General features: G+C 65.6%; 23 protein-coding genes. 4 read left to right on the forward strand and 19 right to left on the reverse strand.

The annotated features are described in order from the left end of the window. Nucleotides 1–10: 10 nt before the first annotated feature. From ACN5W5_RS10965 to ACN5W5_RS10980, 4 genes are all read right to left on the reverse strand, one after another. Nucleotides 11–448 carry a hypothetical protein gene (locus tag ACN5W5_RS10965; protein ID WP_420048554.1) on the reverse strand — a complete coding sequence of 146 codons (438 nt, stop codon included), beginning with the start codon at nt 446–448 and terminating at the stop codon, nt 11–13. A 32-nt stretch (nt 449–480) separates the two neighbouring features. After that, the gene (locus ACN5W5_RS10970; protein ID WP_420048555.1) at nt 481–975 is read right to left on the reverse strand and encodes a copper chaperone PCu(A)C; all 495 of its coding nucleotides are present in this window, start codon (nt 973–975) and stop codon (nt 481–483) included. 40 nt (nt 976–1,015) lie between these two features. Beyond that, on the reverse strand, nt 1,016–1,669 hold the full coding sequence (locus tag ACN5W5_RS10975) for an SCO family protein (protein ID WP_420048556.1): 654 nt from the start codon (nt 1,667–1,669) through the stop codon (nt 1,016–1,018). A 62-nt stretch (nt 1,670–1,731) separates the two neighbouring features. Next, on the reverse strand, nt 1,732–2,124 hold the full coding sequence (locus ACN5W5_RS10980; protein ID WP_420048557.1) for a DUF2946 domain-containing protein: 393 nt from the start codon (nt 2,122–2,124) through the stop codon (nt 1,732–1,734). Between the two features lie 96 nt (nt 2,125–2,220). Between ACN5W5_RS10980 and ACN5W5_RS10985 the strand changes: the two genes are divergently transcribed. Next, nucleotides 2,221–2,865, forward strand: a complete 645-nt coding sequence (locus tag ACN5W5_RS10985) for a glutathione S-transferase family protein (RefSeq protein ID WP_420048558.1) — start codon at nt 2,221–2,223, stop codon at nt 2,863–2,865. Nucleotides 2,866–2,875: 10 nt separating this feature from the next. Here the strand turns inward: ACN5W5_RS10985 and ACN5W5_RS10990 are convergent, their stop codons facing one another. The 6 genes from ACN5W5_RS10990 to ACN5W5_RS11015 are packed head-to-tail and all read right to left on the reverse strand — an operon-like array spanning nt 2,876 to nt 7,433. Beyond that, on the reverse strand, nt 2,876–3,640 hold the full coding sequence (locus tag ACN5W5_RS10990; protein ID WP_420048559.1) for a lysophospholipid acyltransferase family protein: 765 nt from the start codon (nt 3,638–3,640) through the stop codon (nt 2,876–2,878). Next, nucleotides 3,637–4,965, reverse strand: a complete 1,329-nt coding sequence (locus ACN5W5_RS10995) for a dihydroorotase (RefSeq protein ID WP_420048560.1) — start codon at nt 4,963–4,965, stop codon at nt 3,637–3,639. The genes ACN5W5_RS10990 and ACN5W5_RS10995 overlap by 4 nt, the downstream gene beginning before the upstream one ends. Before the next feature lies 1 nt (nt 4,966). Then, complete coding sequence (locus ACN5W5_RS11000) at nt 4,967–5,923, reverse strand: aspartate carbamoyltransferase catalytic subunit (RefSeq protein WP_420048561.1); 957 nt, start codon at nt 5,921–5,923, stop codon at nt 4,967–4,969. A gap of 3 nt (nt 5,924–5,926) precedes the next feature. Continuing rightward, a complete protein-coding gene (gene pyrR, locus ACN5W5_RS11005; protein WP_420048562.1) occupies nt 5,927–6,442 on the reverse strand; it encodes a bifunctional pyr operon transcriptional regulator/uracil phosphoribosyltransferase PyrR in 516 nt (171 codons plus the stop codon). Then, complete coding sequence (ruvX, locus tag ACN5W5_RS11010; protein WP_420048563.1) at nt 6,439–6,846, reverse strand: Holliday junction resolvase RuvX; 408 nt, start codon at nt 6,844–6,846, stop codon at nt 6,439–6,441. Before ruvX ends, pyrR begins: the two co-directional genes overlap by 4 nt. Continuing rightward, complete coding sequence (locus ACN5W5_RS11015) at nt 6,843–7,433, reverse strand: YqgE/AlgH family protein (RefSeq protein WP_177131934.1); 591 nt, start codon at nt 7,431–7,433, stop codon at nt 6,843–6,845. The genes ruvX and ACN5W5_RS11015 overlap by 4 nt, the downstream gene beginning before the upstream one ends. A 63-nt stretch (nt 7,434–7,496) precedes the next feature. Between ACN5W5_RS11015 and ACN5W5_RS11020 the strand changes: the two genes are divergently transcribed. After that, nucleotides 7,497–9,008 (forward strand): cryptochrome/photolyase family protein, encoded by a 1,512-nt coding sequence (locus ACN5W5_RS11020; protein ID WP_420048564.1) that lies wholly within the window; start codon nt 7,497–7,499, stop codon nt 9,006–9,008. A 51-nt stretch (nt 9,009–9,059) separates the two neighbouring features. Here the strand turns inward: ACN5W5_RS11020 and ACN5W5_RS11025 are convergent, their stop codons facing one another. The 6 genes from ACN5W5_RS11025 to ACN5W5_RS11050 form a co-directional block, all read right to left on the reverse strand. Then, nucleotides 9,060–15,269, reverse strand: a complete 6,210-nt coding sequence (locus ACN5W5_RS11025) for an Hpt domain-containing protein (RefSeq protein WP_420048565.1) — start codon at nt 15,267–15,269, stop codon at nt 9,060–9,062. Between the two features lie 34 nt (nt 15,270–15,303). Next, on the reverse strand, nt 15,304–17,553 hold the full coding sequence (locus ACN5W5_RS11030) for a methyl-accepting chemotaxis protein (protein ID WP_420048566.1): 2,250 nt from the start codon (nt 17,551–17,553) through the stop codon (nt 15,304–15,306). A gap of 87 nt (nt 17,554–17,640) precedes the next feature. After that, nucleotides 17,641–18,177: a chemotaxis protein CheW gene (locus ACN5W5_RS11035; RefSeq protein WP_420048567.1), complete on the reverse strand. Its 537-nt coding sequence runs from the start codon at nt 18,175–18,177 to the stop codon at nt 17,641–17,643. 40 nt (nt 18,178–18,217) lie between these two features. Continuing rightward, nucleotides 18,218–18,583 (reverse strand): response regulator transcription factor, encoded by a 366-nt coding sequence (locus ACN5W5_RS11040; protein ID WP_420048568.1) that lies wholly within the window; start codon nt 18,581–18,583, stop codon nt 18,218–18,220. After that, the gene (locus tag ACN5W5_RS11045) at nt 18,583–18,984 is read right to left on the reverse strand and encodes a response regulator (RefSeq protein WP_304923032.1); all 402 of its coding nucleotides are present in this window, start codon (nt 18,982–18,984) and stop codon (nt 18,583–18,585) included. The genes ACN5W5_RS11040 and ACN5W5_RS11045 overlap by 1 nt, the downstream gene beginning before the upstream one ends. Before the next feature lie 74 nt (nt 18,985–19,058). After that, nucleotides 19,059–19,232 (reverse strand): rubredoxin, encoded by a 174-nt coding sequence (locus ACN5W5_RS11050; RefSeq protein WP_226464978.1) that lies wholly within the window; start codon nt 19,230–19,232, stop codon nt 19,059–19,061. Between the two features lie 144 nt (nt 19,233–19,376). Between ACN5W5_RS11050 and thiD the strand changes: the two genes are divergently transcribed. Both thiD and hemL read left to right on the forward strand, forming a co-directional pair. Then, nucleotides 19,377–20,312 carry a bifunctional hydroxymethylpyrimidine kinase/phosphomethylpyrimidine kinase gene (thiD, locus tag ACN5W5_RS11055; protein WP_420048569.1) on the forward strand — a complete coding sequence of 312 codons (936 nt, stop codon included), beginning with the start codon at nt 19,377–19,379 and terminating at the stop codon, nt 20,310–20,312. 9 nt (nt 20,313–20,321) lie between these two features. Continuing rightward, a complete protein-coding gene (hemL, locus tag ACN5W5_RS11060) occupies nt 20,322–21,623 on the forward strand; it encodes a glutamate-1-semialdehyde 2,1-aminomutase (protein WP_420048570.1) in 1,302 nt (433 codons plus the stop codon). Nucleotides 21,624–22,029: 406 nt separating this feature from the next. On the opposite strand, the gene purH is transcribed toward hemL, so the two are convergent. From purH to dusB, 3 genes are read right to left on the reverse strand one after another with little or no spacing between them, the layout of a single operon-like run. After that, nucleotides 22,030–23,616: a bifunctional phosphoribosylaminoimidazolecarboxamide formyltransferase/IMP cyclohydrolase gene (gene purH / locus ACN5W5_RS11065; protein ID WP_420048571.1), complete on the reverse strand. Its 1,587-nt coding sequence runs from the start codon at nt 23,614–23,616 to the stop codon at nt 22,030–22,032. A gap of 53 nt (nt 23,617–23,669) precedes the next feature. Continuing rightward, nucleotides 23,670–23,906, reverse strand: a complete 237-nt coding sequence (locus tag ACN5W5_RS11070) for a helix-turn-helix domain-containing protein (protein WP_420048572.1) — start codon at nt 23,904–23,906, stop codon at nt 23,670–23,672. After that, the gene (dusB, locus tag ACN5W5_RS11075; protein ID WP_420048573.1) at nt 23,903–24,943 is read right to left on the reverse strand and encodes a tRNA dihydrouridine synthase DusB; all 1,041 of its coding nucleotides are present in this window, start codon (nt 24,941–24,943) and stop codon (nt 23,903–23,905) included. Before dusB ends, ACN5W5_RS11070 begins: the two co-directional genes overlap by 4 nt. Nucleotides 24,944–24,960 lie beyond the last annotated feature (17 nt).

Here is a 24,960-nt window from a genome sequence, read left to right on the forward strand (position 1 = left end):
GCCGATTCAGTCAGCGCAGACCGTCGAGGTAGAGCTGGCTGATCTGGGTGAACTGCTCGGCGCTCATGATCTTGCGCAGGGCCTCCACACAACGCTCGCGGCCCTTGAAGTGCTCGACCTCGGCCTCGGCGATCTGCTTCATCAGCGCTTCACGATTCGCGGCGGGCTGGTTGTCCAGGATCGCCATGCGCAGTTCGCCGCGCAGCGTCTGGATCTTTTTCTGCAGCGCCACGCGGCCGGGCATGGCCTGCTTGCGGTAGTCGTCCAGCGCCTGGATCTGCTCGGCTGTGAGCAGGAGGTCCGCCTCGTGCTTCAGGGTCAGCGGCATCAGCTCGACCACGGGGATGGCGCCGTCGCCGGGCACGGATTTGGCCGCGGCCAGCCCGCTCCCCAGCACCAGAGCCAGAGCAAGGGCGGCCTGATGAAAGATGGAGGATGAAAAGTTCATGGAGTCGCTCCCGGAGTGGCCGAAGGACCTGCTCAGTGTTTGCGTTCCATACCGGGCTTCATGTCAGCGCCCGGCTTCATGGGCATGGGTGCATTGCCACCTCCCAGCGCGGTCACCGGCGCCTTGACGTCCTGTGTGAAGCGCTGCTTGGTGGCGTCTTCGAAAACCAGGGTGAGGGGCACGCTGTCGCCGCCCTTGAGCGGCTGTTTCAGGTCCATCAGCATCACGTGAAAACCGCCGGGCTTGAGCTCCGTGGTGCGGCCGGCGGCCAGGTCCAGGCCCGTGATCTGACGCATCTTCATGACGTCGTTTTCCATCGCCATTTCGTGGATTTCCACCACGCCGGCCACGGGCGACTCGACCGCCACCAGACGGGCGTTGGCCGAGGGCGTGAGGCGCATGAAGGCGCCCGAGGCTTTTTGCGTGGCCACGGTGCCGCGCACCCAGACGTCTTCGACCTTGACCGTGGTTTGCGCCCAGGCACCGGCGGTGACGGCGAGCAGCGAAGCGATGAGCAGTTTTTTCATGATGACTCCAGTTGGATTTGCGTTGAGGAAAAAGAAAGCGTCAGGCCGGTTTTTCGGCCAGCAGTTGCCGGATGTCGGCGGTGTAGTCGTCAGCGGTCTGTTCGTGGCGCAGCACCACGCGGATGTGGCCCTCGCGGTCGAACAGGTAGCTCAGCGCGGTGTGGTCCATGGTGTAGGTGCTGCCGGTTGGGACCTTCTTGTAATAGACCCGGAATTCGTCGGCCACCGCCTTGATCTGCTCGGGGCTGCCGGTGAGCGCCATGAACGAGGGGTCGAACGCGGCCATGTAGTCGCGCAGCAGCTCGGGCGTGTCGCGCTCCGGGTCCACGGTGACAAAGATCACCTGCAGCTGTGCGGCGTCGGCGCCGAGCTGCTGCTTCACGGCAGCGGCCCTCGTGAGTGCGGTGGGGCACACATCCGGGCACTGCACGAAGCCGAAGTACAGCATCACCACCCGACCGCTGTAGTCGGCCAGGGTGCGCGACTGGCCGTTGAAATCGGTCAGTGCAAAACCACGCCCATAAGGCGCGCCGGCGATGTCGATGCCCTTGAAGGCGGCGGCAGGCGGGCTGCTCAGCGGCCACTCACAGCCGGCCAGCAGCCCACCGAATGCGGCCGCACCCAACCAGGCATTGACACGACGGCGGGACATCCGCTGCAGCGCTGGAGAAGCAAAATGGGAGAGTCGAGGCATGGGGCCTCCTGAACATCATGGAACACACGCAGCACCCGTGAAGGTGCGCAGCCGTGGTGAAGTCAGGAAGCGAGCGGGGGGCCGCGGGCCTGGGGCGCGGCCCAGACGGCGGAAGGCGCTGAGGCGCTTGAAAAAACCGGCACCGGATCGGCCGGGGCATCCAAAAAGTCCGCGACGTGGGCCACGGGTGGCAGGCCGGCAGCTCCGCCGTGCAGGTTGCACCAGGGGCAATGCTGGGACACATCGGACATGGGTTCGTCCATGCCCGCATCAACCGCCCCGGACCCGTCTGCCTTGACCCAGAGCATGCCGCTGGCGCTGCAGACCTCGACCCAACCGGCGCGGTCCGAAGAGGCCACCATGGCCTGCGCCACGGCCGGCGCCAGCGCGCCAAACACCATGACCAGCATGGCAAGCCATGAGGTCAGTCGGCAGTGGGCGCGTGCGAAGTGCATGCCAAGAGTCTATCAGCGACGGGTCAAATGCGCGACCCTGCGGCGTCCGGGTCGTCGATACGATGGACGTTCGACAAGACCACAACGGAGACTTTCATGCTCACACTCTGCGGCTTCGCGGCCAGCAACTACTACAACAAAGTCAAGCTCGCCCTGCTCGAAAAAGGCGTGCCTTTTGAGGAAGAACTGGCCTGGGTGGGCCAGACCGACAGGGCCGCCAGCCCGCTGGGCAAGGTGCCCTACCTGAAGACCGACGAGGGCACGCTCTGCGAGTCCACCGTGATGCTCGAATACATCGAGGCGAAGTACCCGCAGCAACCGCTGCTGCCCGCCGATCCGTTTGCCGCGGCCAAGGTGCGCGAACTGCTGCGCTACCTGGAACTGCACCTCGAGCTGGTCGCGCGCAACCTCTACCCCGAGGCCTTCTTCGGCGGCAAGATCAGCGACGCGGCCAAGGAAAAAACCGGTCAGCAGCTGAAGAAGAACATCGCGGCCTTCGCCAGGCTGGCGAAGTTTTCGCCCTTCATCGCAGGCGACAGCTTCACCCTGGCCGATGTGGCTGCTGCCGTTCACCTGCCCCTGGTGAGTGGCGCGACCCGGATCATCTATGGCCGCGACTACCTGGCCGATCTGCCCGTGCGCGACTACCTCAAGCGCCTGGGCGAACGGCCCGCCGTGCAGAAGGTCAATGCCGACCGCAAGACCAACACCGAGCTGATGATGCAGCGCGTGAAGGGCTGAACGGGCCGATTCAGTTGACTGGTGGCGCCAGCCCCAGCATCTGCGCCACCTCGGTGCGCACGTCCTGCGCCCAGGCCCGCCGGTCGCGCCCCTGAAAGAACTGGGGTTCGCCGTAATGCACCACGGCCTGCAGATCCTGGGCGCGCAGCGTGCTCCAGATCGAAGCAACCAGCGTGGTGTCTCCGATGAACAGAGGGGCGTCGCTGCGCCCGCCACTGGCACCATCCACATAGGCCATCGCGACCGGCAGCACCGGCGCATTGGCCGAAATGGCCGCCTGGAACAGGTTGGCGTGGAACGGCAACAGCGAACGGCCATCGCCCGTGGTGCCTTCGGGAAACACGGCGATGCTGTCGTGGGCGCGCAGGCGTTCGGCCATCTGGTGCACCACCCGCATGGCATCGCGCCGGCTCTCGCGCTCGATGTAGAGCGTGCCCGCCCCGGTGATGAGTGCACCCAGCACCGGCCAGTGTTTCACGTCGGCCTTGGACACGAAGCGCGCCGGCTGCGCGGCGTTCATGACCACGATGTCGAGCCAGGAGATGTGGTTGGCCACCAGCAGCACCGGCCCGTTCGCGGGCGAGGTGCCACGCACCACCAGCTCCACGCCCATGATGCGCAGCATCTGGCGCGACCATTCGCGCACCATCAGCGCACACTGGTCGGGCGTGAGTTGCCCGAACTCGCTGCGGATGATCCACAGGCCGCGCAGCACATGGCCCAGGGCGCGAACGGCCCGCCACAGCGCTGTCAAGCGCGACCCGCGTGCGCTCACGCCAGCGCCGCAGCCGCGCTCAGCTCGTGCGCGACCTGGCCAGCCACCAGCGTGGCGCGCACACGCACCGGCATTTCGTGTCCGCCGAAAGGTGTGTGTTTGCCCTGGCTGCGCAGCGCCGCCGGCTCCACACGCCAGCTGGCGTTGGGATCGAAGATGCACAGGTCGGCCTGACCACCCACAGTCAGCTGGCCCACGCTGTGCTGCAGCGTGCCCAGGCTGTTGCCCAGCACCGCCTGCGGGCCGGTGGTCAGCACGGTGAGGGCCTGCATCAGGCCCAGGCCATCCTGTTGCGCCCATTTGCAGGCCAGGCCGAGCAGCAATTCGACGCCGGTGGCGCCGGGCTCGGCTTCGGCGAAGGGCAGCACCTTGGCGTCGCTCTCCACCGGGTTGTGGTCGGACACCAGCGCATCGATGCTGCCATCGGCCAGCCCCGCTCGCAGCGCATCGCGGTCGCGCTGCTGGCGCACCGGCGGCTGCAGGCGCAGGCGGCTGTCGTAATAACCGATGTCCACATCGGTCAGGTGCAGGTTGTGCACGCTCACGTCGCAACTCACCGGCAGGCCTTCGGCCTTGGCCTGGCGCACCAGCGCCAGCCCGGCGGCGCTGCTGATGCGGCACAGGTGCACGCGTGCTTCGCTGCCCTTGCCGTGCACCGAGCGCAGCAACTCGAACAGCGTGTGCAGCGCGATGGTCTCGGCCATCACCGGAATGCCGGCCAGGCCCATGCGCGTGGCCAGCGGGCCGCTGGCGGCCACGCCCTTGCCGAGCCAGAAGTCCTGCGGACGCAGCCAGACGGTGTAGCCAAAGGTCGCTGCGTACTGCAGGGCGCGCTGCAGCACCTGTACGTTGACGATCGGTACCTCGGCCTGGCCGAAGCCGATGCAACCGGACTCGGTGAGTTCGGCCATCTCGGTCAGTTCTTCGCCCTTCAGACCCCGGGTGAGCGCCCCCAGCGGAAACACCCGCGCCTGGTGCAGTTTTTCGGCGCGGAACTTGAGCATGTCCACCAGGCCGGGTTCGTCCAGCACCGGATCGGTGTCGGGCGGGCAGACCAGCGAGGTCACGCCGCCAGCGACCGCCGCGGCCATTTCGCTCTCCAGCATCGCGGCGTGTTCCTGGCCGGGCTCGCGCAGGCGCACCGCGAGGTCCACCAGGCCGGGCGCGACCACGCAGCCGGTGGCGTCGATGGTGCGGTTGGCGTGGAAATCGGGCGCCACGTTGCCGATGGCGATGATGCGACCGGCCGCGATGGCGATGTCCGCCCGTTCGTCGCGGCCGGTGGCCGGGTCCATGACGCGGCCATTTTGAATCAGTATTTTCATGTTATGCCTCGTTCCCTGCAACGATGCCCATCACCGCCATGCGCACGGCGATGCCGAAAGTGACCTGCGGCAGGATCACGCTCTGCGGTCCATCGACCACCGCCGAATCGATCTCCACGCCGCGGTTGATCGGCCCCGGGTGCATGACGATGGCGTCGGGTTTGGCCCAGCACAGGCGCTCGGGCGTGAGGCCAAAGCTCTTGAAATACTCCTGGCTCGACGGCAGCAGCGCGCCGCTCATGCGCTCGTTCTGCAGACGCAGGGTGATCACCACGTCGCAGTCCTTGATGCCTTCTTCCAGGGTGTGACAAACGCGCACACCCATCTGCGAAAGGTCGCCCGGCACCAGGGTGCGAGGGCCGACCACACGAACGTCCGGGCAACCCAGCGTGGTCAGCGCATGGATGTCGGAGCGCGCCACGCGCGAATGCAGCACGTCACCGACGATGGCCACCGAGAGCTTGGTGAAATCTTTCTTGTAGTGCCGGATCGTGTACATGTCCAGCAGGCCCTGCGTGGGGTGGGCATGGCGGCCGTCACCGGCGTTGATCACGTGCACATGCGGCGCCACGTGCTGCGAAATCAGGTACGGGGCGCCCGACTCGCTGTGCCGCACGACGAAGATGTCGGCGGCCATCGCAGAGAGGTTGGCGATGGTGTCGAGCAGCGACTCGCCCTTGGCGGTGGAGCTGCGCGCGATGTCCAGCGTGTACACGTCGGCCGACAGGCGCGTGGCCGCGATATCGAAAGTGGTGCGCGTGCGGGTGCTGTTCTCGAAGAACAGGTTGAACACGCTCTTGCCACGCAGCAGTGGCACCTTCTTGACCTCGCGGTTGCTGACGCTCACGAAGTTGGCCGCGGTGTCGAGAATTTTGGTGAGGATGTCGCGCGACAGGCCCTCGGTGGACAGCAGGTGAATGAGTTCACCGTTCTTGTTGAGTTGGGGGTTCTTGGCCACGTTTCAGGCTTCCTTCTTGTTTTCCAGCACGAAGCTCAGGCGCCCCTGGTCGTCGCGCGCCAGTTCAAGCGTTTGCGTCGGTGCCAAAACCACCGTGGCCGCGCAGACCCGGGCCTCGATCGGCAGTTCGCGTCCGCCCCGGTCCACCAGCACCGCCAGCTGCACGCTGGCCGGGCGACCGTAGTCGAACAGTTCGTTGATCACCGCGCGCAGGGTGCGGCCGGTGTAGAGCACGTCGTCGATCAGGATCACGTGCGCGCCGTTCACGTCGAACGGCAGCACGGTCTGGGCACTGAGCGCCAGACCGCGCTGGGCGAAGTCGTCGCGGTGCATGCTGGACGAGATCACGCCGGCATCGCCGTCGCGCCCGAGATCGCGCTGCAGGCGCTCGGCCAGCCATGCGCCGCCCGATGTGATGCCGGCCAGGTACACCGGCTCGGGGGTGGAGGCGATCAGGTTTTTCACGCCCTTCAGCAACGCCAGGTAGAGCTGTTCGGCGTCCAGTTGCAATGCACTCAAGGCAGGCTCCTCAAAAACTGTTCCAGGATGATGCAGGCCGATGCGGCGTCGGCATCTTTCGCGCCCAGCGCATGGGCTTCGGTGGTGCTGTAGCGCTCGTCCACCTCATAGACCGGCAGACCGTGACGGCCACGCAGCTGGCGCGCAAATTTCAGCGCGCGGGCGGTGTTTTCGTGCGCGGCGCCATCGGGGTGGTAAGGCACGCCGACCACCAGGGCATCGGGCTGCCACTCTCGGATGCGTTCGGCGACTTTGGCCAACCGCGCATCCCCTTCGGCAGCGATCGTGGCCTGCGGGGTGGCGGTGCGCGTGATGCGGTTGCCGCTGGCCACGCCCGTGCGTTTCAGGCCGAAATCAAAGGCTAGAAAACTCTGACCGTTGACCGGAACTTCCACCGCCATCATGCATGGCCCGCGTCTGGCGACAGCATCCACGGCTGCAGGCCCAGCAGGGCCATGGCCCGCTCGTAGCGCTCGGCCACGGGCGCATCAAAGATCAGGCTTGGATCGGCCTCCACGGTCAGCCAGCTGTTTTCGGTGATCTCGGATTCGAGCTGCCCCTGGCCCCACGAGGCGTAGCCCAAGGTGACAAACACCTTGCGCGGTCCGGCACCCGAGGACATGGCTTCGAGCACGTCCTTGGAGGTCGTCATCTCCAGCCCGCCCGGAATGGACAGCGTGGAAGCGTAGACCGATTCACCCTCGCCGCCTTCGATCGCTTCGTGCAGCACAAAGCCGCGCTCGGTCTGCACCGGGCCGCCCTGGAACACCGGCAACAGCGCCAGGTCTTCGCGGCCCATGGGCAGGTCGACCTTTTCAAACAGGCGCGGCAACAGGATGTCGCTGGGCTTGTTGATCACCAGACCGAGGGCACCGCGCTCGCTGTGCTCGCACATGAACACCACACTGCGACCGAAAAGCTCGTCGCTGAGACCGGGCATCGCAATCAGGAAATGATTGGTCAGGTTGATGGGGGCAAAATCGTCGGTCATGGCTGGATTTTAAGCCGCCGCCCCGTTCGCAGCGCCCCGCCTAGCAACCCGACCGTCCAGCGCATGAACACCTACGACAAAGGCCTGATGTGGTTTCGCCGCGACCTGCGTGCCGAAGACAACGCCGCGCTATACCACGCCCTCAAAAGCTGTCGTCAGGTGTGGTGTGTGTTCGTCCTGGACACCGAGATCCTGGAGCCGCTGCTGGCACGTGGTCTGACCGCCGACCGGCGGGTGGCGTTCATCCGGGAATCGCTGGTGCAGCTGGATGCCCGGCTGCGCGCGATGGGTCGCGAGCACGGCACCGAAGCCACCGGACTGATCGTGCGCCACGCGCGCGCGCGGGATGAAATCCCCGCCCTGGCCCGGCAGCTGCAGGTGCAGGCGGTGTTCGCCAACCACGACGACGAGCCCGCCGCCCACGCGCGCGATGCGCACGTGCTGGGGCAACTGGCCCATGAAGGCATCATGTTCCACGGTCACAAGGACCACGTGATCTTCGAGCGCCGCGAGGTGCTGACGCAGGCCGGCCACGCGTTCGGCGTCTTCACGCCCTACAAGAACGCCTGGCTCAAGCAAGTCGACAGTTTCCAGCTCAAGCCCTACCCGGTGGCCCGGTACGCAGCCTCGCTGGGCGCCCTGCCCGGCCCGGTGGGCGGCGAATGGAATGCGCCCGTTCCACGTTTGTCCGACATCGACTTCGAACCCATCGACCCCGCCCAGCTCAAGATGGTGCCCGGTGCACAGGGCGCGCACCAGCTGTTCGAGGACTTTGTGCAGCGCATCGACCGCTACCACGAGACCCGCGACTACCCCGCCATCAAGGGACCCAGCTACCTCAGCGTGCACCTGCGCTTTGGCACCCTCTCGATCCGCCAGGTGGCCAGCGTGGCCTACCAGATGCACCTGCAGGGCATGGCCGGCGCCAGCACCTGGCTGAGCGAACTGATCTGGCGCGACTTTTACCACCAGATCTTGGCCAACTTCCCGCACGTGGTGGAGAAGGCCTTCAAGCCCGAGTACGACCACATCAGGTTCGAACAAGGCAAACACGCGAAAGAGCTGTTCGCCGCCTGGTGCGAAGGCCGCACCGGCTACCCGCTGGTGGACGCGGCGATGGCGCAGATCAACCAGACCGGCTACATGCACAACCGCCTGCGCATGGTGGTGGCGAGTTTTCTGGTCAAGGACCTCGGGATTCACTGGCGCTGGGGCGAAGCCTATTTCGCCGACCACCTGATCGATTTCGACCTCGCGGCCAACAACGGCGGCTGGCAGTGGGCCAGTTCCAGCGGCTGCGACGCCCAGCCCTACTTTCGCATCTTCAACCCGGTCACCCAGAGCGAACGTTTTGACCCGCAAGGCAAATTCATCCGCCGCTACCTGCCCCAGCTGGCCAGTTTGCCCGACGCCTGCCTCCATGCGCCCTGGCAGGCCCGCGAACTGGAGCTGGCCGCCGCGGGCGTGGAACTCGGCAAGACCTATCCGCACCCGGTGGTGGACCACGCCGAGGCGCGCGAGCGCACGCTGCTGCGTTACGCGGTGGTGAAAAAGCCCAACGCCACGCCCAAATGAAAGACCCCGGCGCAGTGGCCGGGGTCTTCGGGTTCAGCGCCTATTGAACGGTCAGGCTTCGATGCCCGCCTTGGCGTAGTGCCCGATCAGGGCCAGCAGCTCGTCTTCCGCGTAGGGCTTGCCCAGGTAGTGGTCCACACCGAGTTCACGCGCGTGTTCGCGGTGCTTTTCGGCAATGCGCGACGTGATCATGATCACCGGCAAGGCCGCCAGGCGCGGATCGCTGCGGATGTTGCGAACCAGATCGAAACCGTCCATGCGCGGCATTTCAATGTCGGACAACACCACCGTCGGATGCTCCTGCTGCAGGCGTTCAAGCGCTTGCAGACCATCGGCCGCGAGCGACACGCGGTAGCCTTCGCGTTGCAGCAGGCGCTGCGTCACGCGGCGCACGGTGATGGAATCGTCGACCACCAGCACCAGCGGCACGGCGCTCGACGCCATGTCCATCGGCAGCGGCGTCTCCGTGCCGGCCTGTACCGGCTGCTGCGTCTGGTTGGACACCCACTCCTGCACCTGGGGACCGTACACCGTGGCCAGCGCCACCGGGTTGTAGATCAGCGCCACCGCGCCCGAAGCCAGCACCGACATGCCCGCCAGACCCGGCAGGCGCGAGAGCTGCGGCCCCAGGTTCTTGACCACCACTTCCTGGTTGCCCAGCACCTCGTCCACGTGCATGGCCACACGCTGGGCCGCACTTCGGAAAATCACCACCGGCAAGGTGCGCCCCTGGGCTTCCTGCGTCCGCACGGACGACTGCAACAGCGCCCCGGCCCAGTAGAACGGCACCTCTTCGCCCGCCACGGTCAGAGTGCCCTTGGCGTAGGACTGCGCCAGTTCATCGGCACTGACACGCCGCACCAGCTCCACCAGATTCGACGGCACGCCCAGCGTGAGCGAACCCGCGCGCACCATCACCACCTGCGTCACCGCCGTGGTCAGGGGCAGCACCAGCTTGAAGTCGGTACCGAGGCCCGGCCGGGTACGGGTCTCGACCCGGCCACCCAGAGCCACCACGTCGGTGCGCACCACGTCCATGCCGACGCCGCGTCCGGCCAGTGAAGAAACCTCACTGGCGGTGGTCAGTCCCGGCATGAAGACCAGTTGTGCCGCTTCTTCGTCACTAAGCTCGGTGCCCGCGACCACATAACCCTGCGACAGCGCCTTCTCGCGCAAACGCTCCAGGTCCAGCCCGGCGCCATCGTCCTGGAACACCAGCGACACGTCGTTGAGCTCGTGGGCCAACCGGATCTCGATCCGGCCCTCGGCCGGTTTGCCCGCAGCGAGCCGCGCCTCGGGCGCTTCGATACCGTGCACCACGCAGTTGCGAAGCAGGTGTTCGAAAGCGGCGGTCATCCGGTCCAGGATGCCCCGGTCCATTTCGATGTGGCCACCGACGATGTCCAGGCGCACCTGTTTGCCGGTTTCCTTGGAGGACTGACGTACCACGCGGTACAGGCGCTCGGAAATGCCTTCGAACTCCACCATGCGGGTGCGCAACAGGTCGCGCTGCAGCTCACGCGTCTGACGGCCCTGGGCGACCAGACCGTCTTCGGTCGCCTCCACGGCGCGCTGCAGGTTGCGCTGCACGGTGGCCACGTCGTTCACCGACTCGGCCATCATGCGGGTAAGTTCCTGCACGCGGGTGAAGCGGTCGAACTCCAGCGGGTCAAACGACTGGTCGGCATCGCGGGCCTGTGCCAGACGCGATTGCATCTGGGTCTCGGCCTGCAACTCGATGTCCCGCAACTGGATGCGCAAACGGTCGAGGTTGCCCGTCAGGTCCTTGAGCGAACCGCGCAGGGTGACCAGCTCGGACTCCATGCGCGAGCGGGAGATCATCACCTCGCCGGCCTGGTTGACCAAGCGGTCGAGCAGTTCCGGACGCACCCGCACGGCGGCGCCGGCTCGGGCCTGCACGGCCTTCGGCGCGCTGGGCAAATCCAGACCTGTCAGGCCGGGCAGGTTGGCCGTGTCGACCGGTTCCACCACCGGGGCGACCGGCTGCGCGACGGACTCGGGCTCTGGCGCCGACAGGGCTTCGGTGGCCGCCTGTTCGGGCGCGTGCCGGACCACATCGGGCACTTCGGGGTCGGTCCGGCGCAACAACTCGAAGCGGGCATTGATGGCATCAAAAGAAGCCATCAAGGGCTCGACCTCGGCCGAGTTTTGCACCTCGGACCCCAGGCGCTCGGCCTCGGTTTCCATGCGGTGCGCCATCTCGCCCAGCCGCAGCGCGCCAGCCAGCCGGGCACTGCCCTTGAGGGTGTGCAGGTTGCGCAGCACCTCGGCACGGGCACTCGTGTTCTCGGGGCGTGCCACCCACTGGCGCAGGGCCGCGCCCAGCTGGGGCAGCAGCTCGAGTGCCTCATCCGCAAAGATGGGGAACAGGTCCACGTCGATGGTGTCGAGGGCGTCGATGTCGTCGTCGATGTCCTGCACCGGTCCCTGGCTCTCGGCTTCGACCAGGGGCGCGATCACGGTTGCGGGATCGCCAAAACCCGTTGCTTCGAATGCCGGCGGTGCAAAGGCCGGCACCACATCGTCGGGCGCCACCGTGCTGTCGATAACCGGCTCTGCGTCTTGCGGCAGTTCGGCATCCCAACGCGAAGGCCGCTCTGTGTCCAGCCCTTCGGTGCTGGGCACAGGGGCATGCAACAGCCGGTCCAGCGCGGCCAGCAGGTCGGCGTTGGACTCCTTGAAGAAGCCCGCAGCGAACTGGTGCAGCAGGCGGCGGATGTCTTCGGCGGCATCGACAAACAGCTGCGACTGTTCGGCGGTGGCAACCACCCCACCCTGCTGGTGCAGGGCCACGGCGCCCAAGGCATGCTCCAGTGCGCGGGCAATGTCCGACAGCGGCTGGAAACCCACGGTGGCGGAAGCGCCCGCCAGCGAGTGCGCGAGCGCCTCGGCCTGGTCGGGCACGGGCTCGTGGCGCTCCAGCGACCACTCGGCAAGGCTGGTGCACAGACGGCGCGACCACTCGTCGGCTTCGTTCAGGTACACGTTGTAGAGCTTGATGCCGATGCGCAGCGGTCCGATCAACCGGGTCTGGTCATCGGGCATGTCGTCCGTCGTGGCATCGGCCCCCGGTTCTTCTTGCGGCGTGGCTTCCGACGACGCCGGCTCCTGGTCCGCCACCGGCGCATCGGGCTCTGCCTCTTCCGGTGCCACCTCGGGCAGGGCCAGGTCTGTCGTGTCTCTCAGATCCTGAGCAGACTCCTGCTCCTGCTCCTGCTCCTGCTCCTGCTGTTCGGCTTGAAAGTCCTCGAAGTCGACGACCTCGATCGCCACATCGGCCGCTTCGGGCGTGGCAAAGACATCCACGTCGACCTGGTCGGTCGCCTCGAGCGCCCCGGTGGCGTCTGCCCCGGTTCCCTCTGATCCGGCCGCCGTTTCAACAGCCTGTGGCGCAGCATCGTCCATCGCCGACAGGTCGTCCAGATCGAGCGAAATGTCGTCGAACATGGACGACACGTCCGCGGCGGGGTGTTCTGCGCGGTCATCCGGCTCCGCCGCCCCTTCGGCAGCATCCGGCGCCTGGGCCTTCGATGACACCAGGGCGAGGCTGTCGAAATCGATGTCGGACAACATGGGCGACGACACCTCGACGCCCTTCATCGAGGGTTCTGGTTCCTGGCTAAAGTCGAGTTCGGCAGAGGACGTTTCGGCAAAATCGCGTGGCGCTTCATCGACCGCTTCGGGTTGATCCCAATCCACCTCGGTCACGGTGTGAGCAGCCTCCTGTTCGGGCTCGACCTGCATGGCCACCGACTCGGCCACAGCACTGGCCAAGGCCAGCGGCAGGTATTGCGTCTGGTCGCGCCAGGCTTGCGCGCTGCGGATGAACGGTTCGGCTTTCCACTCGTCGGCGGCGCGTGCCTCGATCGCGTCCACCCAGCGGTCGAACGCCTCCATGGCGTCTTTCGCCAGTGTCAGCAGCCCGGCGGCAGCGGGGCGTTGCTCCGCCAGGACCGCGTTGAACAACTGCTCCATCGCCCAGGCGGCCTCGCCATATTCGGCCAGGCCCACCATGCGCGAACTGCCCTTGAGGGTGTGAAAGGCACGGCGCAAGGTCGTGAGCTGCTCCAGCTCACCCGGATGCGCCTGCAACTGACGCACCGCGTCCAGTCCATTGACCACCACCTCGCGTGCTTCCTCCAGGAAGATGTCGAGCAGGTCTTCGTCGTCGTTGTCCTGGGCCGGCTGTGCCGGCTCAGCAGCGGACGCGGGCATCGCCACCTGTGACAGTCCGACCAGCGCCTGCGCACCCGCCTGGGCATCGTGGTTGATCACGGCCTGCGCGGCTTCGCGCGCGGCGCGCGCCACGCCGGTCTGTTCTGCCAGCTGGGCCTGATCGGCCAGGGTGTCGAGCTGCTGGCTCAGATCGGCCAGATTGACGTCGCCCTGCGCACCCTCCATCACCCGAATCACGCCGGCGCTGATGGCCTGGACTTCGTCGGTCATCGCTGACGGCAAGGGATTCGCCGTGCGCCCCATGACCGGACGCAACTCACCCGACTCTTCGTCAAAGACGAACAGCTTTTTGGCCAGCGCGGGCTGGTAGTTGAGCATGTCGACCAGGAAGCTCAAGGCGCTGAGGTTGTCGCCCAGGTGCTGGAACGTACCCGCCTCGCGGGCCATGGCTTCATCGACCTCGGTATCCAAAATCTGTTCAACGGCGGTGCGCATGCGGCTCACCGCCAGCACCGCCTGATCCAGCCCGAGTACCGACAGCACGCCACGCATCTGGGCAAGCTGTGAAACCGCCACATGGAGGCAGGCCTTTTCGCGAGGCATGCGGAAAAACTGGTCCAGCGATTTTTCGGCCTCACCCAGGGAGACCTTGAGCTCACCCACCACGCTGCCCATGGTCTGCCGGTCGCTCACCCGGCGGTAGAGCTGCTCCATCCAGGCGTCCAGGGGTTCCGCCGGTGCGCCTCCGAGAACGCTTTCCAGCCTCGCCGCAAGCGCATGGGAGCGCTCCGTGAACTCTTCATCGCTGGGATCAAAATCTTCAAACGCGGCCTCAAGGTACAGCGTCGTGGTGGCCACCTCCATCGAGAGTTCAGGGCGCATCACACCGGCTTGTCCACGCGCCGCCTGCTCCACCGCCTTGACCAGCACCTGGGCCAGCACGGTGCTGGCGGGGTGCAGCTTGAGCAAGGAGTCGCCGATCAGGCCGAATTGATCCACCACCTGCCGTGCCCGGTTGGCATCGCCACCGGAAAACAGCGACCACGACTCCTTGGCCGCACCAATGCGCTTGCGCGCCTGCACCAGCACCGCAGGGTCAAACTGCCCGAGGGAGGCCAGCGCGTAGTCAACCGGCGCCGCGTCGGTCAAGCCAAATGCCTGTCGCACGGCGCTCAGATAAAGCGTCTTGCCCCCGTCCACCGGCAGGCTCTGGGCACAGAAAAAAAGCAGGTCGCGCAGCAGGGTCTCGGACACTTCGGACGGCTTGCCCGTCTGCGCCAACCCGGCGAACTGCAACAGGATGCGAGAAGCTGCCCGTTTGACATACACATCCGAGGGCAGCAGATCGTGTGCCACGGCTTCAAAATAGCCCGCCGCCACGCGCCAGAAGGTGCACACCCGGGGCACGGCGGCGCCGGCCGAGAGGCCCGCACTCAGGCGCGCGAGTTGTTGTGCGGCAGCGTGGCTGTGGGTCTTGACCACCAGAAGAACCAGACGATCAAACATCGAGCGCAGCTGGGGATCCGGCAACAGGGCCTTGGAACCCTCTGGCGGGGCCATGTTGTTCGCCAGCCGTTCAAACGGCCAGAGGTCGGCGGGATGTACCCGCTCTGCCGCGGCCAGTTCCTGCACGTCCCGGTACTGGGGGAACAAGGCCATGGGTTGCATCGGCTTGTTGCTCAACACCGCCTGGAGGTATTCCATCAGCGCAAAACCCGCGCGCTCCACCTTGGCGGCAGCGGCTTCGGTGCAGGTCTGGGGACGCTGCACAAAGCGCTGCACGGCGGCTTCCATGCCCCTGAGCACCTGCGCGGGAGACACCAGCCCCACCATCTCCAGGGCACCCACGGCCTGGTGCAATTGCTGGCGGGCCAGGCGCAGAGAGCCCGGATCGACCGCGTCCAGATCGTTGTGCCGCGATTGTTCGGACTCACGCACAAACCGCCTGACAGCCTTGTTGGCCCCGTCGAGCGACTTGCGCAATTCGTCGAACACCCAGGCGAGCGGACCGAGGTCGGCGAGCGGTGCGTCCGTCGGCAAACTGTCGGTGGTGGTGTCGAGCATGGCGATGTAGGGGAATGAAGACCCGACCTGTCGGTCAGGCGATCTTGAAACGGGACACCGACTGGCGCAGTTCTTCGGCCATGGCCGAGAGTTCGCGCACCTGTTGCGCGGTCGAACGCGTGCCTTCACCGGTCTGCTCGGTCACGGCAAAAATGTGCTGGATGTTGCCGGCCACTTCGTTGGCCGATTCGGCTTCGCGGGATGCTGCATCCGAAATCTGTTCGATCAGCTCGGCCAGGCGGCGCGACACACGGTCGATCTCGGACAGCGCGGTACCGGCGTTGTCGGACAGCTTGGCCCCTTCGACCACACCCTGGGTGGAGCGCTCCATGGCGGCCACCGCATCTTGGGTGTCGGTCTGAATCGCCTTCACCAGCGCCGCGATCTGGCGCGTGGCGTCTGCGGAGCGTTCGGCCAGGCGCTGCACTTCTTCGGCCACCACCGAAAAGCCGCGACCGGCTTCACCGGCGGATGCGGCCTGGATGGCGGCGTTCAGGGCCAGCACGTTGGTCTGTTCGGTAATGTCCGAGATCAGTTCGGTGATTTCACCGATCTCCTGCGACGATTCGCCGAGACGCTTGATGCGCTTGGAAGTTTCCTGGATCTGGTCGCGGATGGCGTTCATACCGCCGATGGCGTCCTGCACGGCCTGCAGACCCTGTTCGGCGGCCTGCAGAGAGACGCGGGCCACCGAGGCCGACTCCTGCGCCTGGCCCGACACCTGGTTGATGCGCTGCGCCATGTCCACCACCGACTGGCCGGTTTCGCGAATCTCGCGCAGCTGTTCGTTGGATGCGGCCAGCAGTTCGGTGGAGGTGCTCTCCACCGCCGAGGTGGTTTGCGCCACGCGGGTCGCCGTGGCTTGCACGTTGCCCACCAGGGAGCGCAGTTCTTCCACCGTGTAGTTCACCGAGTCGGCGATGGCGCCGGTGATGTCTTCCGTCACCGTGGCTTCCTGCGTCAGGTCGCCTTCGGCCACCGTCTGCAGCTCGTTCATCAGTCGAAGAATGGCGGCCTGGTTGGCGTCGTTCACCCGCTTGGCGTCCTGCTCCTGCGACTCGGCTGCGATCCGCTGGCTTTCGGCCGTCAACTGGCTCTGGCGGCTTTCCTGCAGCTGCACATAGGCCAGTCCGCCACCGCAAAGCAAGGCAAACAAGGCACTCGCCAGCAACGCCGCCAGCTCGCGGCCACCCAGTCCCGCACGGGCCGAGAGATCGCCCTGGAGTTTTTGCAGTCCGATGCGCAACGGTTCGCTGTCGGCAATGATGCTCGCCTGGGCTTCACGCGCCGAAGCCAGACCCTGCAGGTTGCCCAGAATGGCCGCCGCTTCGGTGCGGGTCTGGTCATACATCTTGAGCAGCGCTTCCAGACGCTCGCGAATCTGCGTATCGCTGGTGGCTTTAAGGCGCAACTCGTCGCTCCCGTTGAGCAACGCGTCGGCGATTTCCTTGAAGGTGTTCAGGTCCTTGCCGAGCAGGAACACCGCCTCGGGACTCACACCCTCCAGCGTCAGAAATTCGTTGGCTGATTTGCCGATGCGCTGGGTCAGCATCACGAGCTGACCGGCCGCAGAGATGTCGTTGGCCGGCGCGTTGCGCTCCAGCTTGAGCGCCGAAATCGTTTCGGCGATTTCCAGCAGATCCGAAGACTGGCGGTTGATCGAACGCAGCGAATCGCCCACCTGGGTCAGGATGGCCTGCTGGGCCAGCACGGTCGAGGCGTTGCTCATGGCGGCATCGACCTTGGGCGTCAGTTCGGCCAGCTGTTCGGCGTACGCCGCACCCAGGGCATCGATCGACAGCTCCGCGTCGCCCTCCTTGAACCCGCGCATGTTGCGTGAAAGCACCTCGGAACTCTCGCGCACTTCAGGGAACGCGGAAGGGCTTCCCACCAAGGCCTGGGACACGCTCTTGGCCAGTCGCTGCGATTGCATCAGCGCCTGACCGCTCGCAGCCACCTGCTGGCTGATCTTCTCGGTCTGGCTCAACACGAAAAAGATCACCGCCACCAGCAACACCAGCGCAAAGATGAGCAAGGTACCGAGGCTGCGCCGGTGCTGCTCGGCCGTTTTGCGTCCCAACAGCGGCAGCGAGACCAGGCCGGCCCCCGAAGCCAGGTCGTCATCGTCGGGTGCCAAACGGCTTTCGGCAAAGTCCTCCGACCGGTCCGGCGCCAGCCGGGCCGCTGCGAGTTCGGCCATTTCCTGGTCTGTGACGTGGCTCAGATCGGGCTCGTCCGCGCCCTGCTTCTTGAACAGCCCCTGGAATCGATCAAGCATGGCCATGAAAAACCTTCCAACTAAATAACAAAGCCGCAACCGGCGGCAACAGCAAGCTCGGACAGCGCGTTAGCAGCCAGCTGCACGCCAACATCAGGCCGCAATGGCCAAAAATTCGGGTTCCGCTGCCAGCACCTGCAGGTCCAACTCCTGCCAGGTCTGCCCGTCGCGGTCGATCAGAGAACGCGCCAGGTACGGCGGGGCATCGGGCGGACGGACGCCGAGCGCGGTGAATGTGGACGGGTTGCGCAAACCCAGCAAGCGATCAACCCACAGCACGGCGTTGACCCCCAGCGCGCTGTGCAGGCTCACCAGGCGTGATTCGGAAGACACCCGATCACCGCCGGTCGCGGTGCCCGCACCACCCATCCCGGGCAATTGCAGCAGGTCCACAACACCGTGCAAACCCCCACGCAGGCTGGCCACGCCCACATACCAGGGCTTGGTGTAGGGCACGGTCTGCACCACGGTCCAGGGGAAAATCTCGCCCGACTGAACAAGCGGAAACAGGCATTTCTGCCCGCCCACGTCCACCGCCAGCCACGAGGCGGTGATGGCCTGTGTCTTGGCGGCGCTCAGGCGCTTGGCCAGACGTTCCTGGAGATCTTTGAGTGACTGTCGGTTGGCCATGTGCTCGGTTTGGATCGGTCGCTGGCGTTGTGCGGCGGCCTCAGCCGAGGGCCCGGATCTTGGACAGCAGTTCCTCGGCATTCACCGGCTTGGTCACGTAATCGCGTGCGCCCTGACGCATGCCCCAGACCCGATCGGTTTCCTGATTCTTGCTGGTGCACATGATGATGGGAATGCTGGAGTACTGGGGATCGCGTGCGATCGCCCGCGTCAACTGAAACCCATTCTGACCGGGCATCACCACGTCCATCAAAATGAGTTCCGGCTTTTCCTCGCTCAACCGACGAAAGGCCTCTTCAGCGTTCTCGGCGGTGCGCACGCTGTAGCCATTTTTTCCCAACAGGTCCGACAGAACCATCAGTTCGGTCTTGGAATCATCCACAACGAGAATTTTTTTAATGGGCATCACGCCGCTCCGGTGAGGTGGTTTCCGAACTGCTGCACGGCTTGCAGCAACTGGTCTTTGGTGAAGGGCTTGGTGAGGTATTCCTGCGAACCGACCATGCGACCGCGCGCCTTGTCGAACACGCCATCCTTGGAAGACAGCATGACCACGGGAATACTGGCAAAACGGGCATTGCGCTTGATGATGGCACAGGTCTGGTAGCCGTCCAGACGCGGCATGAGGATGTCGCAGAACACCAGGTCGGGCTGGTAATCGTTGATCTTGGCCAGAGCATCAAAACCATCTTCGGCCAGCAGCACCTCGTGGCCACCCTGCTTGAGGAAGATTTCCGCGCTGCGGCGGATGGTGTTGCTGTCATCGACCACCAGAACTTTCAGCACAGGCGTCGTACTCACGGTGATGGGCTCCAGAAAACGTGTCAGGGGGACGCAGAAACCTCAGAGCCCGACCGGTCGGAACGGGCCAAGCGCAAACCTCAGATTTGCACCATTTCGAAATCTTCCTTGCGGGCACCGCATTCGGGGCAGGTCCAGTTCATCGGAACCTGTGTCCAGGGTGTTCCTGGCGCGATGCCATGTTCGGGCGACCCTGCCGCCTCGTCGTAGATCCAGCCGCAAATCAGGCACATCCAAGTCTTGGTTTCGGTCATGGTTATAGGGGGCATTGTCTTAGAATGCAATCATTGTATCGAGCCACATGAAGCTGCCGTCGGGCCTTGGCCACCCGCTTCCATGATGGGCACAGCCGCCTGCCGGCCCTTGCGCAACCCGCCCAGAACACCCTGTCCACCTCCATGCCCGACACCCCCGAGTCCCTGACCGAAGCCGCCGCGTCTGGCGAAGCGTCCTTGCCCTGCGTGATGGTTTTCAACGCCAACGACCCCAGCGGCGCGGGCGGCCTGAGCGCGGACCTGACCGCCATGTCCAGTGCCTCGGTCCATGTCATGTCCGTGGTCACCGGCGCCTATGTGCGCGACACCTCCGAGATCCACGACCACATCGCTTTCGACGAAGAAGCCGTGACCGATCAGGCGCGTTGTGCCCTGGAAGACATGCCAGTGCTCGCATTCAAGGTCGGTTTCGTGGGCAGCCCGGAGAACCTGAGCGCGATCGCGGCCATCACCACCGACTACGCCGAAGTGCCGGTGATCACCTACATGCCCGACCTGTCCTGGTGGGACGACATGGCCATCGAAACCTACCTGGATGCCTGCGCCGAATTGTTGCTGCCCCAGACCACGGTGTTGGTCGGCAACCACAGTACCCTGTGCCGCTGGCTGCTGCCGGAATGGGAAGGCGATCGCGCGCCCAACCCGCGCGAGGTGGCGCGGGCCGCCGCGGTGCACGGTGTGCCCTACACGCTGGTGACCGGATTCAACGCCGCCGATCAATACCTGGAAAGCCACCTCGCCAGCCCGGAGACGGTGCTGGCCACAGCGCGCTACGAGCGTTTCGAAGCCACGTTCAGCGGCGCCGGCGACACCCTGTCAGCGGCGCTGTGCGCCCTGATCGCGGGCGGCTCCGACCTGCAATCGGCTTGCGCCGAAGCGCTCACCTACCTGGACCAGTGCCTGGATGCCGGCTTCCAGCCGGGCATGGGCCATGCCGTGCCGGACCGCCTGTTCTGGGCCCACGATGACGACGGTGAAGACGAGGCGGGCGCAGCCGACAGCTCATCCGACAGCACGCTGGACGCCGACGATTTCCCCCTCGACACAACAAGACATTGAACCAGCACCATGACCGACCGCAACCAAGAACTGTTTGACCGCGCCAAAGCCCTGATCCCCGGTGGCGTGAACTCGCCCGTGCGCGCGTTCCGCGCCGTGGGCGGCACGCCGCGTTTCGTGCAGCGCGCGCAAGGCGCGTATTTCTGGGACGCCAACGGCCAGAAGTACATCGACTACATCGGCTCCTGGGGTCCGATGATCCTGGGTCATGGCCACCCGACGGTGGTGGAAGCGGTGCAGAAGGCCGTACTGGAAGGTTTCTCGTATGGCGCGCCAACCGAGCGTGAAGTCGAGCTGGCCGAAGAGATCATCAAGCTGGTGCCCAGCATCGACATGGTGCGCCTGGTGAGTTCGGGCACCGAGGCCGGCATGAGCACCATCCGCCTGGCACGCGGCGCCACAGGCCGCAAGAAGATCATCAAGTTCGAGGGCTGCTACCACGGCCACGCCGACGCGTTGCTGGTGAAAGCCGGCTCCGGCCTGGCCACCTTCGGCAATCCCACGAGCGCGGGCGTGCCGCCCGAGGTGGTGCAGCACACCATCGTGCTGGAGTACAACAACCTCGAACAACTCGAAGCCGCCTTCGTCGAACACGGTCCTGACGTCGCCTGCCTGATCATCGAACCGATCGCGGGCAACATGAACTTCGTGCGCGCCAGCGTGCCGTTCATGAAGCGCTGCCGCGAGCTGTGCACGCAACACGGCGCGCTGCTGGCCTTCGACGAGGTGATGACGGGTTTCCGCGTCGCGCTCGGTGGCGCGCAGAGTGTGTACGCAAAACTGATCCCCGGCTTCGAACCCGATATGACGGTGATGGGCAAGGTGATCGGCGGCGGCATGCCGCTGGCGGCTTTTGGCGCCAAGCGCGCGGTGATGGAACAGCTGGCCCCGCTGGGCGGCGTTTACCAGGCCGGCACGCTGAGTGGCAACCCGGTGGCCACGGCCTGCGGTCTGGCGACGCTGAAGGAAATCCAGAAGCCCGGGTTCTATGAAGCGCTGTCGGCGACCACGCAGTCGCTGGTGAGTGGCCTGACCTCCGCCGCGGCGGCCGAAGGCGTGACCCTGTGTGGCGACAGCCAGGGCGGCATGTTCGGCTTCTTCCTGTTCGATGAACTGCCGCAGAACTACGCGAAGGTCATGACGACCGACGGACCCACCTTCAACACCCTGTTCCACGGTCTGCTGGACCGCGGCGTGTACATCGCCCCGGCCTTGTACGAAGCCGGGTTCGTGAGCGCGGCGCACACGGCGCAGGACATTGCCGATACCGTTTCGGCTGCGCGGGACGTTTTCAAGCTGCTGGGCAAGTAAGCGCTACGTCCTTGCATCCAAACGGCCGGCTTTGTCCGGCCGTTTTGTTTGCATTCGTTGCATTTCCCGCCAGCACCTCGCGCCAGGTGGATGGTGGAGCTGTCGTTCTCCGGCTCACCTCGCGGGCGGCTGCCTCTGGTGCGCCTGCTTCAGCTCTTCAACGGCGCTGCTGGCGCGCACGTTCTGAGGCAACCGAGGGTGAGTACCGGTTCAGGGTTCACGAGGAAATCAAAGCGGCCCCCTACAGACGCCCGCGAGGTGAGCCGGAGAACGGATGCCCCGACCCCCTGCCCTCCCACCATGCAGGCGAGGAACTGCATCCGAGAGAAACTGCCGAAGAAAAAGAAAAGGGCTCCAAAGAGCCCTCGCCACAACCCGCTCCCCTCGGAGAGAGGGCGTCAGAAAATCAGTGACGGAAGTGGCGCACGCCCGAATAGACCATCACCACACCGCGCTCATCCGCCGCATCGATCACTTCCTGATCGCGCATCGAGCCACCCGGTTGAATGACGCAGGTCGCACCCGCATCCACCACCACGTCCAGACCGTCGCGGAACGGGAAGAACGCATCGCTCGCCACCGCGGTGCCCTGCAGCGTCAGGTTCGCGTGACCCGCCTTGATGCTGGCGATGCGGGCCGAATCGAGGCGGCTCATCTGGCCGGCGCCCACGCCCATGGTCATGCCGTCCTTGCAGAACACGATGGCGTTGGACTTCACGAATTTCGCCACCTTCCAGGCAAACAGCAGGTCTTCCAGCTGCTGCTCCGTCGGCTGCAGCTTGGTGACCACCTTCAGGTCGGCGCGTTGCAGCACGTGGTTGTCGGCGCTCTGCATCAGCAGGCCCGAGCCGATGCGCTTCACGTCGTTGAGGTTCAGGCCCTTGTCCCACGCGGTGGGACCGCCCGGCGGCAGCGCGATTTGCAGCACGCGCACATTGGCCTTGGCCTTGAAGACTTCCAGCGCTTCGGGCGTGTAGCCCGGCGCCATCAGCACCTCGACGAACTGCTTGCTGATGGCCTGTGCGCCGGCACCGTCGAGCACACGGTTCAGCGCGATGATGCCGCCAAAGGCACTGGTCGGATCGGTCTGGAAGGCCTTGCTGTAGGCCTCCAGCGCATCCTTGCCCACGGCCACGCCACAGGGGTTGGCGTGTTTCACGATCACGCAGGCGGGCACGTCGAAGCTCTTGACGCATTCCCAGGCCGCGTCGGCGTCGGCAATGTTGTTGTAGCTCAGTTCCTTGCCCTGCAACTGCTTGGCCGTGACCAGCGAGCCCGGAGCCGGGTACAGGTCGCGGTAGAAGGCGGCGGTCTGGTGCGGGTTCTCGCCGTAACGCAGGTCCTGCAGCTTGACGAAACGGCCGTTGGACTGGCCGGGGTATTCGGCGCGCTTGGGCACGCTGGCGCCTTCTTCGAATTCGATGCTGGAGAGGTAGTCGCTGATCGCGCCGTCGTACTGGCTAATGCGGTTGAACGCGGCGACCGACAGGGCGAAGCGCGTCTTGTCACTCAGCTTGCCGCTGGCCTTGAGTTCATCGATCACGGCCGGGTACTGGGCCGCATCGGTCAGCACCGCCACATCCTTCCAGTTCTTGGCCGCACTGCGCACCATGGCAGGGCCGCCGATGTCGATGTTCTCGATCGCGTCTTCCAGCGTGCAGCCGGGCTTGGCCACCGTGGCTTCAAACGGGTAGAGATTGACGATCAGCAGGTCGATGGTGTCGATACCGTGCGTCTTCAAAGCGGCCATGTGCTCGGGCACATCGCGGCGCGCCAGCAGGCCGCCGTGCACCTTGGGGTGCAGGGTCTTGACGCGGCCATCGAGCATCTCGGGGAAGGCCGTGACCTCGGCCACTTCGGTGACGGGAAGGCCTTTCTCCGCCAGCAGCTTGGCGGTGCCGCCGGTGGAGATGAGGGACACGCCGAGACCGTGCAGGGTCTGGGCCAGTTCGACGATGCCGGTCTTGTCGGAGACGGAGATGAGTGCTCGCATGGGAAGGGGTCTCGGGGAGGTTTTGAATTCGATTCGTGCAAGGACGCAGGTGCTCAATCGATGAGCTTGTGCTCCAGCAGCTTCTTGCGCAGGGTGTTGCGGTTCAGTCCCAGCCACTGCGCGGCGCGTGACTGGTTGTTCTGTGACTGCTGCATCACGACTTCGAGCAGCGGTTTTTCGACCGCCTTGACCAGCATGTCGTGCAGGCCGGCGGGGTCGGTGCCGTTGAGGTCGCGGAAATACTCTTCCAGGCTGGCACGCACACAGTCGTGCAGGTTGTGGTTGCTCATGCGGCCAGTTTCCAGTTTTCTTCTTGAGGGTTCATGTCGTCATAGCCCGCAGCGGCCCAGGCGTCGATGCTTTCGCCCACACACCGCAACTGCGCCTCGACCGTGGTCAGCGCGTTGATGCGCTGGCGGAAGGCCTGCGCCTCGCTCGCCGGGATCGGCAGCGCTGCGGCGTACCACCCCAGGTGCTTGCGCGCACTGCGCACGCCGGTGAAGTCGCCGTAGAGGCTGTAGTGGTCTTGCAGGTGATCAAGCAGCCAGGCCTTCACTTCCAGCAGGTCGGGCGGCGGCAGCACCTCGCCGGTGGCCAGAAAGTGAGCGATCTCGCGGAAGATCCAGGGCCGACCCTGCGCGGCGCGGCCGATCATGATGGCGTCGGCGCCGGTGCGCTTCAGAACGTCGCGCGCCTGCTGCGGACTGGTGATGTCGCCATTGGCCACCACCGGAATATTCACGCGGCTCTTGATATGGGCCACGGTGTCGTGTTCGGCGAAGCCCTTGTAGCCCTGCTCGCGGGTGCGGCCATGCACGGTCAGCATCTGCACGCCAGCGGCTTCGGCCGCCAGCGCGATCACCGGCGCATTGCGCACGTCGGCACACCAGCCGGTGCGCATCTTGAGGGTGACTGGCACGCCGTGCGGCGCGGCCGCGGCCACCACGGCTTGCACGATCTCGATGGCCAGCGCTTCGTCCTGCATCAGCGCGGAACCGGCCCACTTGTTGCAGACCTTCTTGGCCGGGCAACCCATGTTGATGTCGATGATCTGCGCGCCGCGGTCGATGTTGTAGCGCGCGGCGTCGGCCATCATGGCCGCGTCGGTGCCGGCGATCTGCACCGCAATGGGCCCGGGCTCGCCGCTGTGGTCGGCGCGGCGCGAGGTCTTCAGGCTGTCCTGCAGATCCGGCCGACTTGTCACCATTTCGCTCACGGCATAACCGGCCCCGAGCCGCTTGCAGAGCTTGCGGAACGGCCGGTCCGTCACGCCGGCCATGGGCGCGACGAAAAGGGCATTGGGCAGGGTGAACGGACCCAGTTGCATGGAAGGGGCGAGTCGGA

Source organism: Hydrogenophaga sp. ZJX-1, from assembly GCF_048590325.1.
GTDB lineage: Bacteria > Pseudomonadota > Gammaproteobacteria > Burkholderiales > Burkholderiaceae_C > Hydrogenophaga.

Coding starts and splice junctions, on each gene's coding strand:
- ACN5W5_RS10965 (WP_420048554.1), bottom strand. CDS start 448: ATGAACTTTTCATCCTCCATCTTTCATCAGGCCGCCCTTGCTCTGGCT.
- ACN5W5_RS10970 (WP_420048555.1), bottom strand. CDS start 975: ATGAAAAAACTGCTCATCGCTTCGCTGCTCGCCGTCACCGCCGGTGCC.
- ACN5W5_RS10975 (WP_420048556.1), bottom strand. CDS start 1,669: ATGCCTCGACTCTCCCATTTTGCTTCTCCAGCGCTGCAGCGGATGTCC.
- ACN5W5_RS10980 (WP_420048557.1), bottom strand. CDS start 2,124: ATGCACTTCGCACGCGCCCACTGCCGACTGACCTCATGGCTTGCCATG.
- ACN5W5_RS10985 (WP_420048558.1), top strand. CDS start 2,221: ATGCTCACACTCTGCGGCTTCGCGGCCAGCAACTACTACAACAAAGTC.
- ACN5W5_RS10995 (WP_420048560.1), bottom strand. CDS start 4,965: ATGAAAATACTGATTCAAAATGGCCGCGTCATGGACCCGGCCACCGGC.
- ruvX (WP_420048563.1), bottom strand. CDS start 6,846: ATGATGGCGGTGGAAGTTCCGGTCAACGGTCAGAGTTTTCTAGCCTTT.
- ACN5W5_RS11015 (WP_177131934.1), bottom strand. CDS start 7,433: ATGACCGACGATTTTGCCCCCATCAACCTGACCAATCATTTCCTGATT.
- ACN5W5_RS11020 (WP_420048564.1), top strand. CDS start 7,497: ATGAACACCTACGACAAAGGCCTGATGTGGTTTCGCCGCGACCTGCGT.
- ACN5W5_RS11025 (WP_420048565.1), bottom strand. CDS start 15,269: ATGCTCGACACCACCACCGACAGTTTGCCGACGGACGCACCGCTCGCC.
- ACN5W5_RS11030 (WP_420048566.1), bottom strand. CDS start 17,553: ATGGCCATGCTTGATCGATTCCAGGGGCTGTTCAAGAAGCAGGGCGCG.
- ACN5W5_RS11035 (WP_420048567.1), bottom strand. CDS start 18,177: ATGGCCAACCGACAGTCACTCAAAGATCTCCAGGAACGTCTGGCCAAG.
- ACN5W5_RS11040 (WP_420048568.1), bottom strand. CDS start 18,583: ATGCCCATTAAAAAAATTCTCGTTGTGGATGATTCCAAGACCGAACTG.
- ACN5W5_RS11050 (WP_226464978.1), bottom strand. CDS start 19,232: ATGACCGAAACCAAGACTTGGATGTGCCTGATTTGCGGCTGGATCTAC.
- thiD (WP_420048569.1), top strand. CDS start 19,377: ATGCCCGACACCCCCGAGTCCCTGACCGAAGCCGCCGCGTCTGGCGAA.
- hemL (WP_420048570.1), top strand. CDS start 20,322: ATGACCGACCGCAACCAAGAACTGTTTGACCGCGCCAAAGCCCTGATC.
- purH (WP_420048571.1), bottom strand. CDS start 23,616: ATGCGAGCACTCATCTCCGTCTCCGACAAGACCGGCATCGTCGAACTG.
- ACN5W5_RS11070 (WP_420048572.1), bottom strand. CDS start 23,906: ATGAGCAACCACAACCTGCACGACTGTGTGCGTGCCAGCCTGGAAGAG.
- dusB (WP_420048573.1), bottom strand. CDS start 24,943: ATGCAACTGGGTCCGTTCACCCTGCCCAATGCCCTTTTCGTCGCGCCC.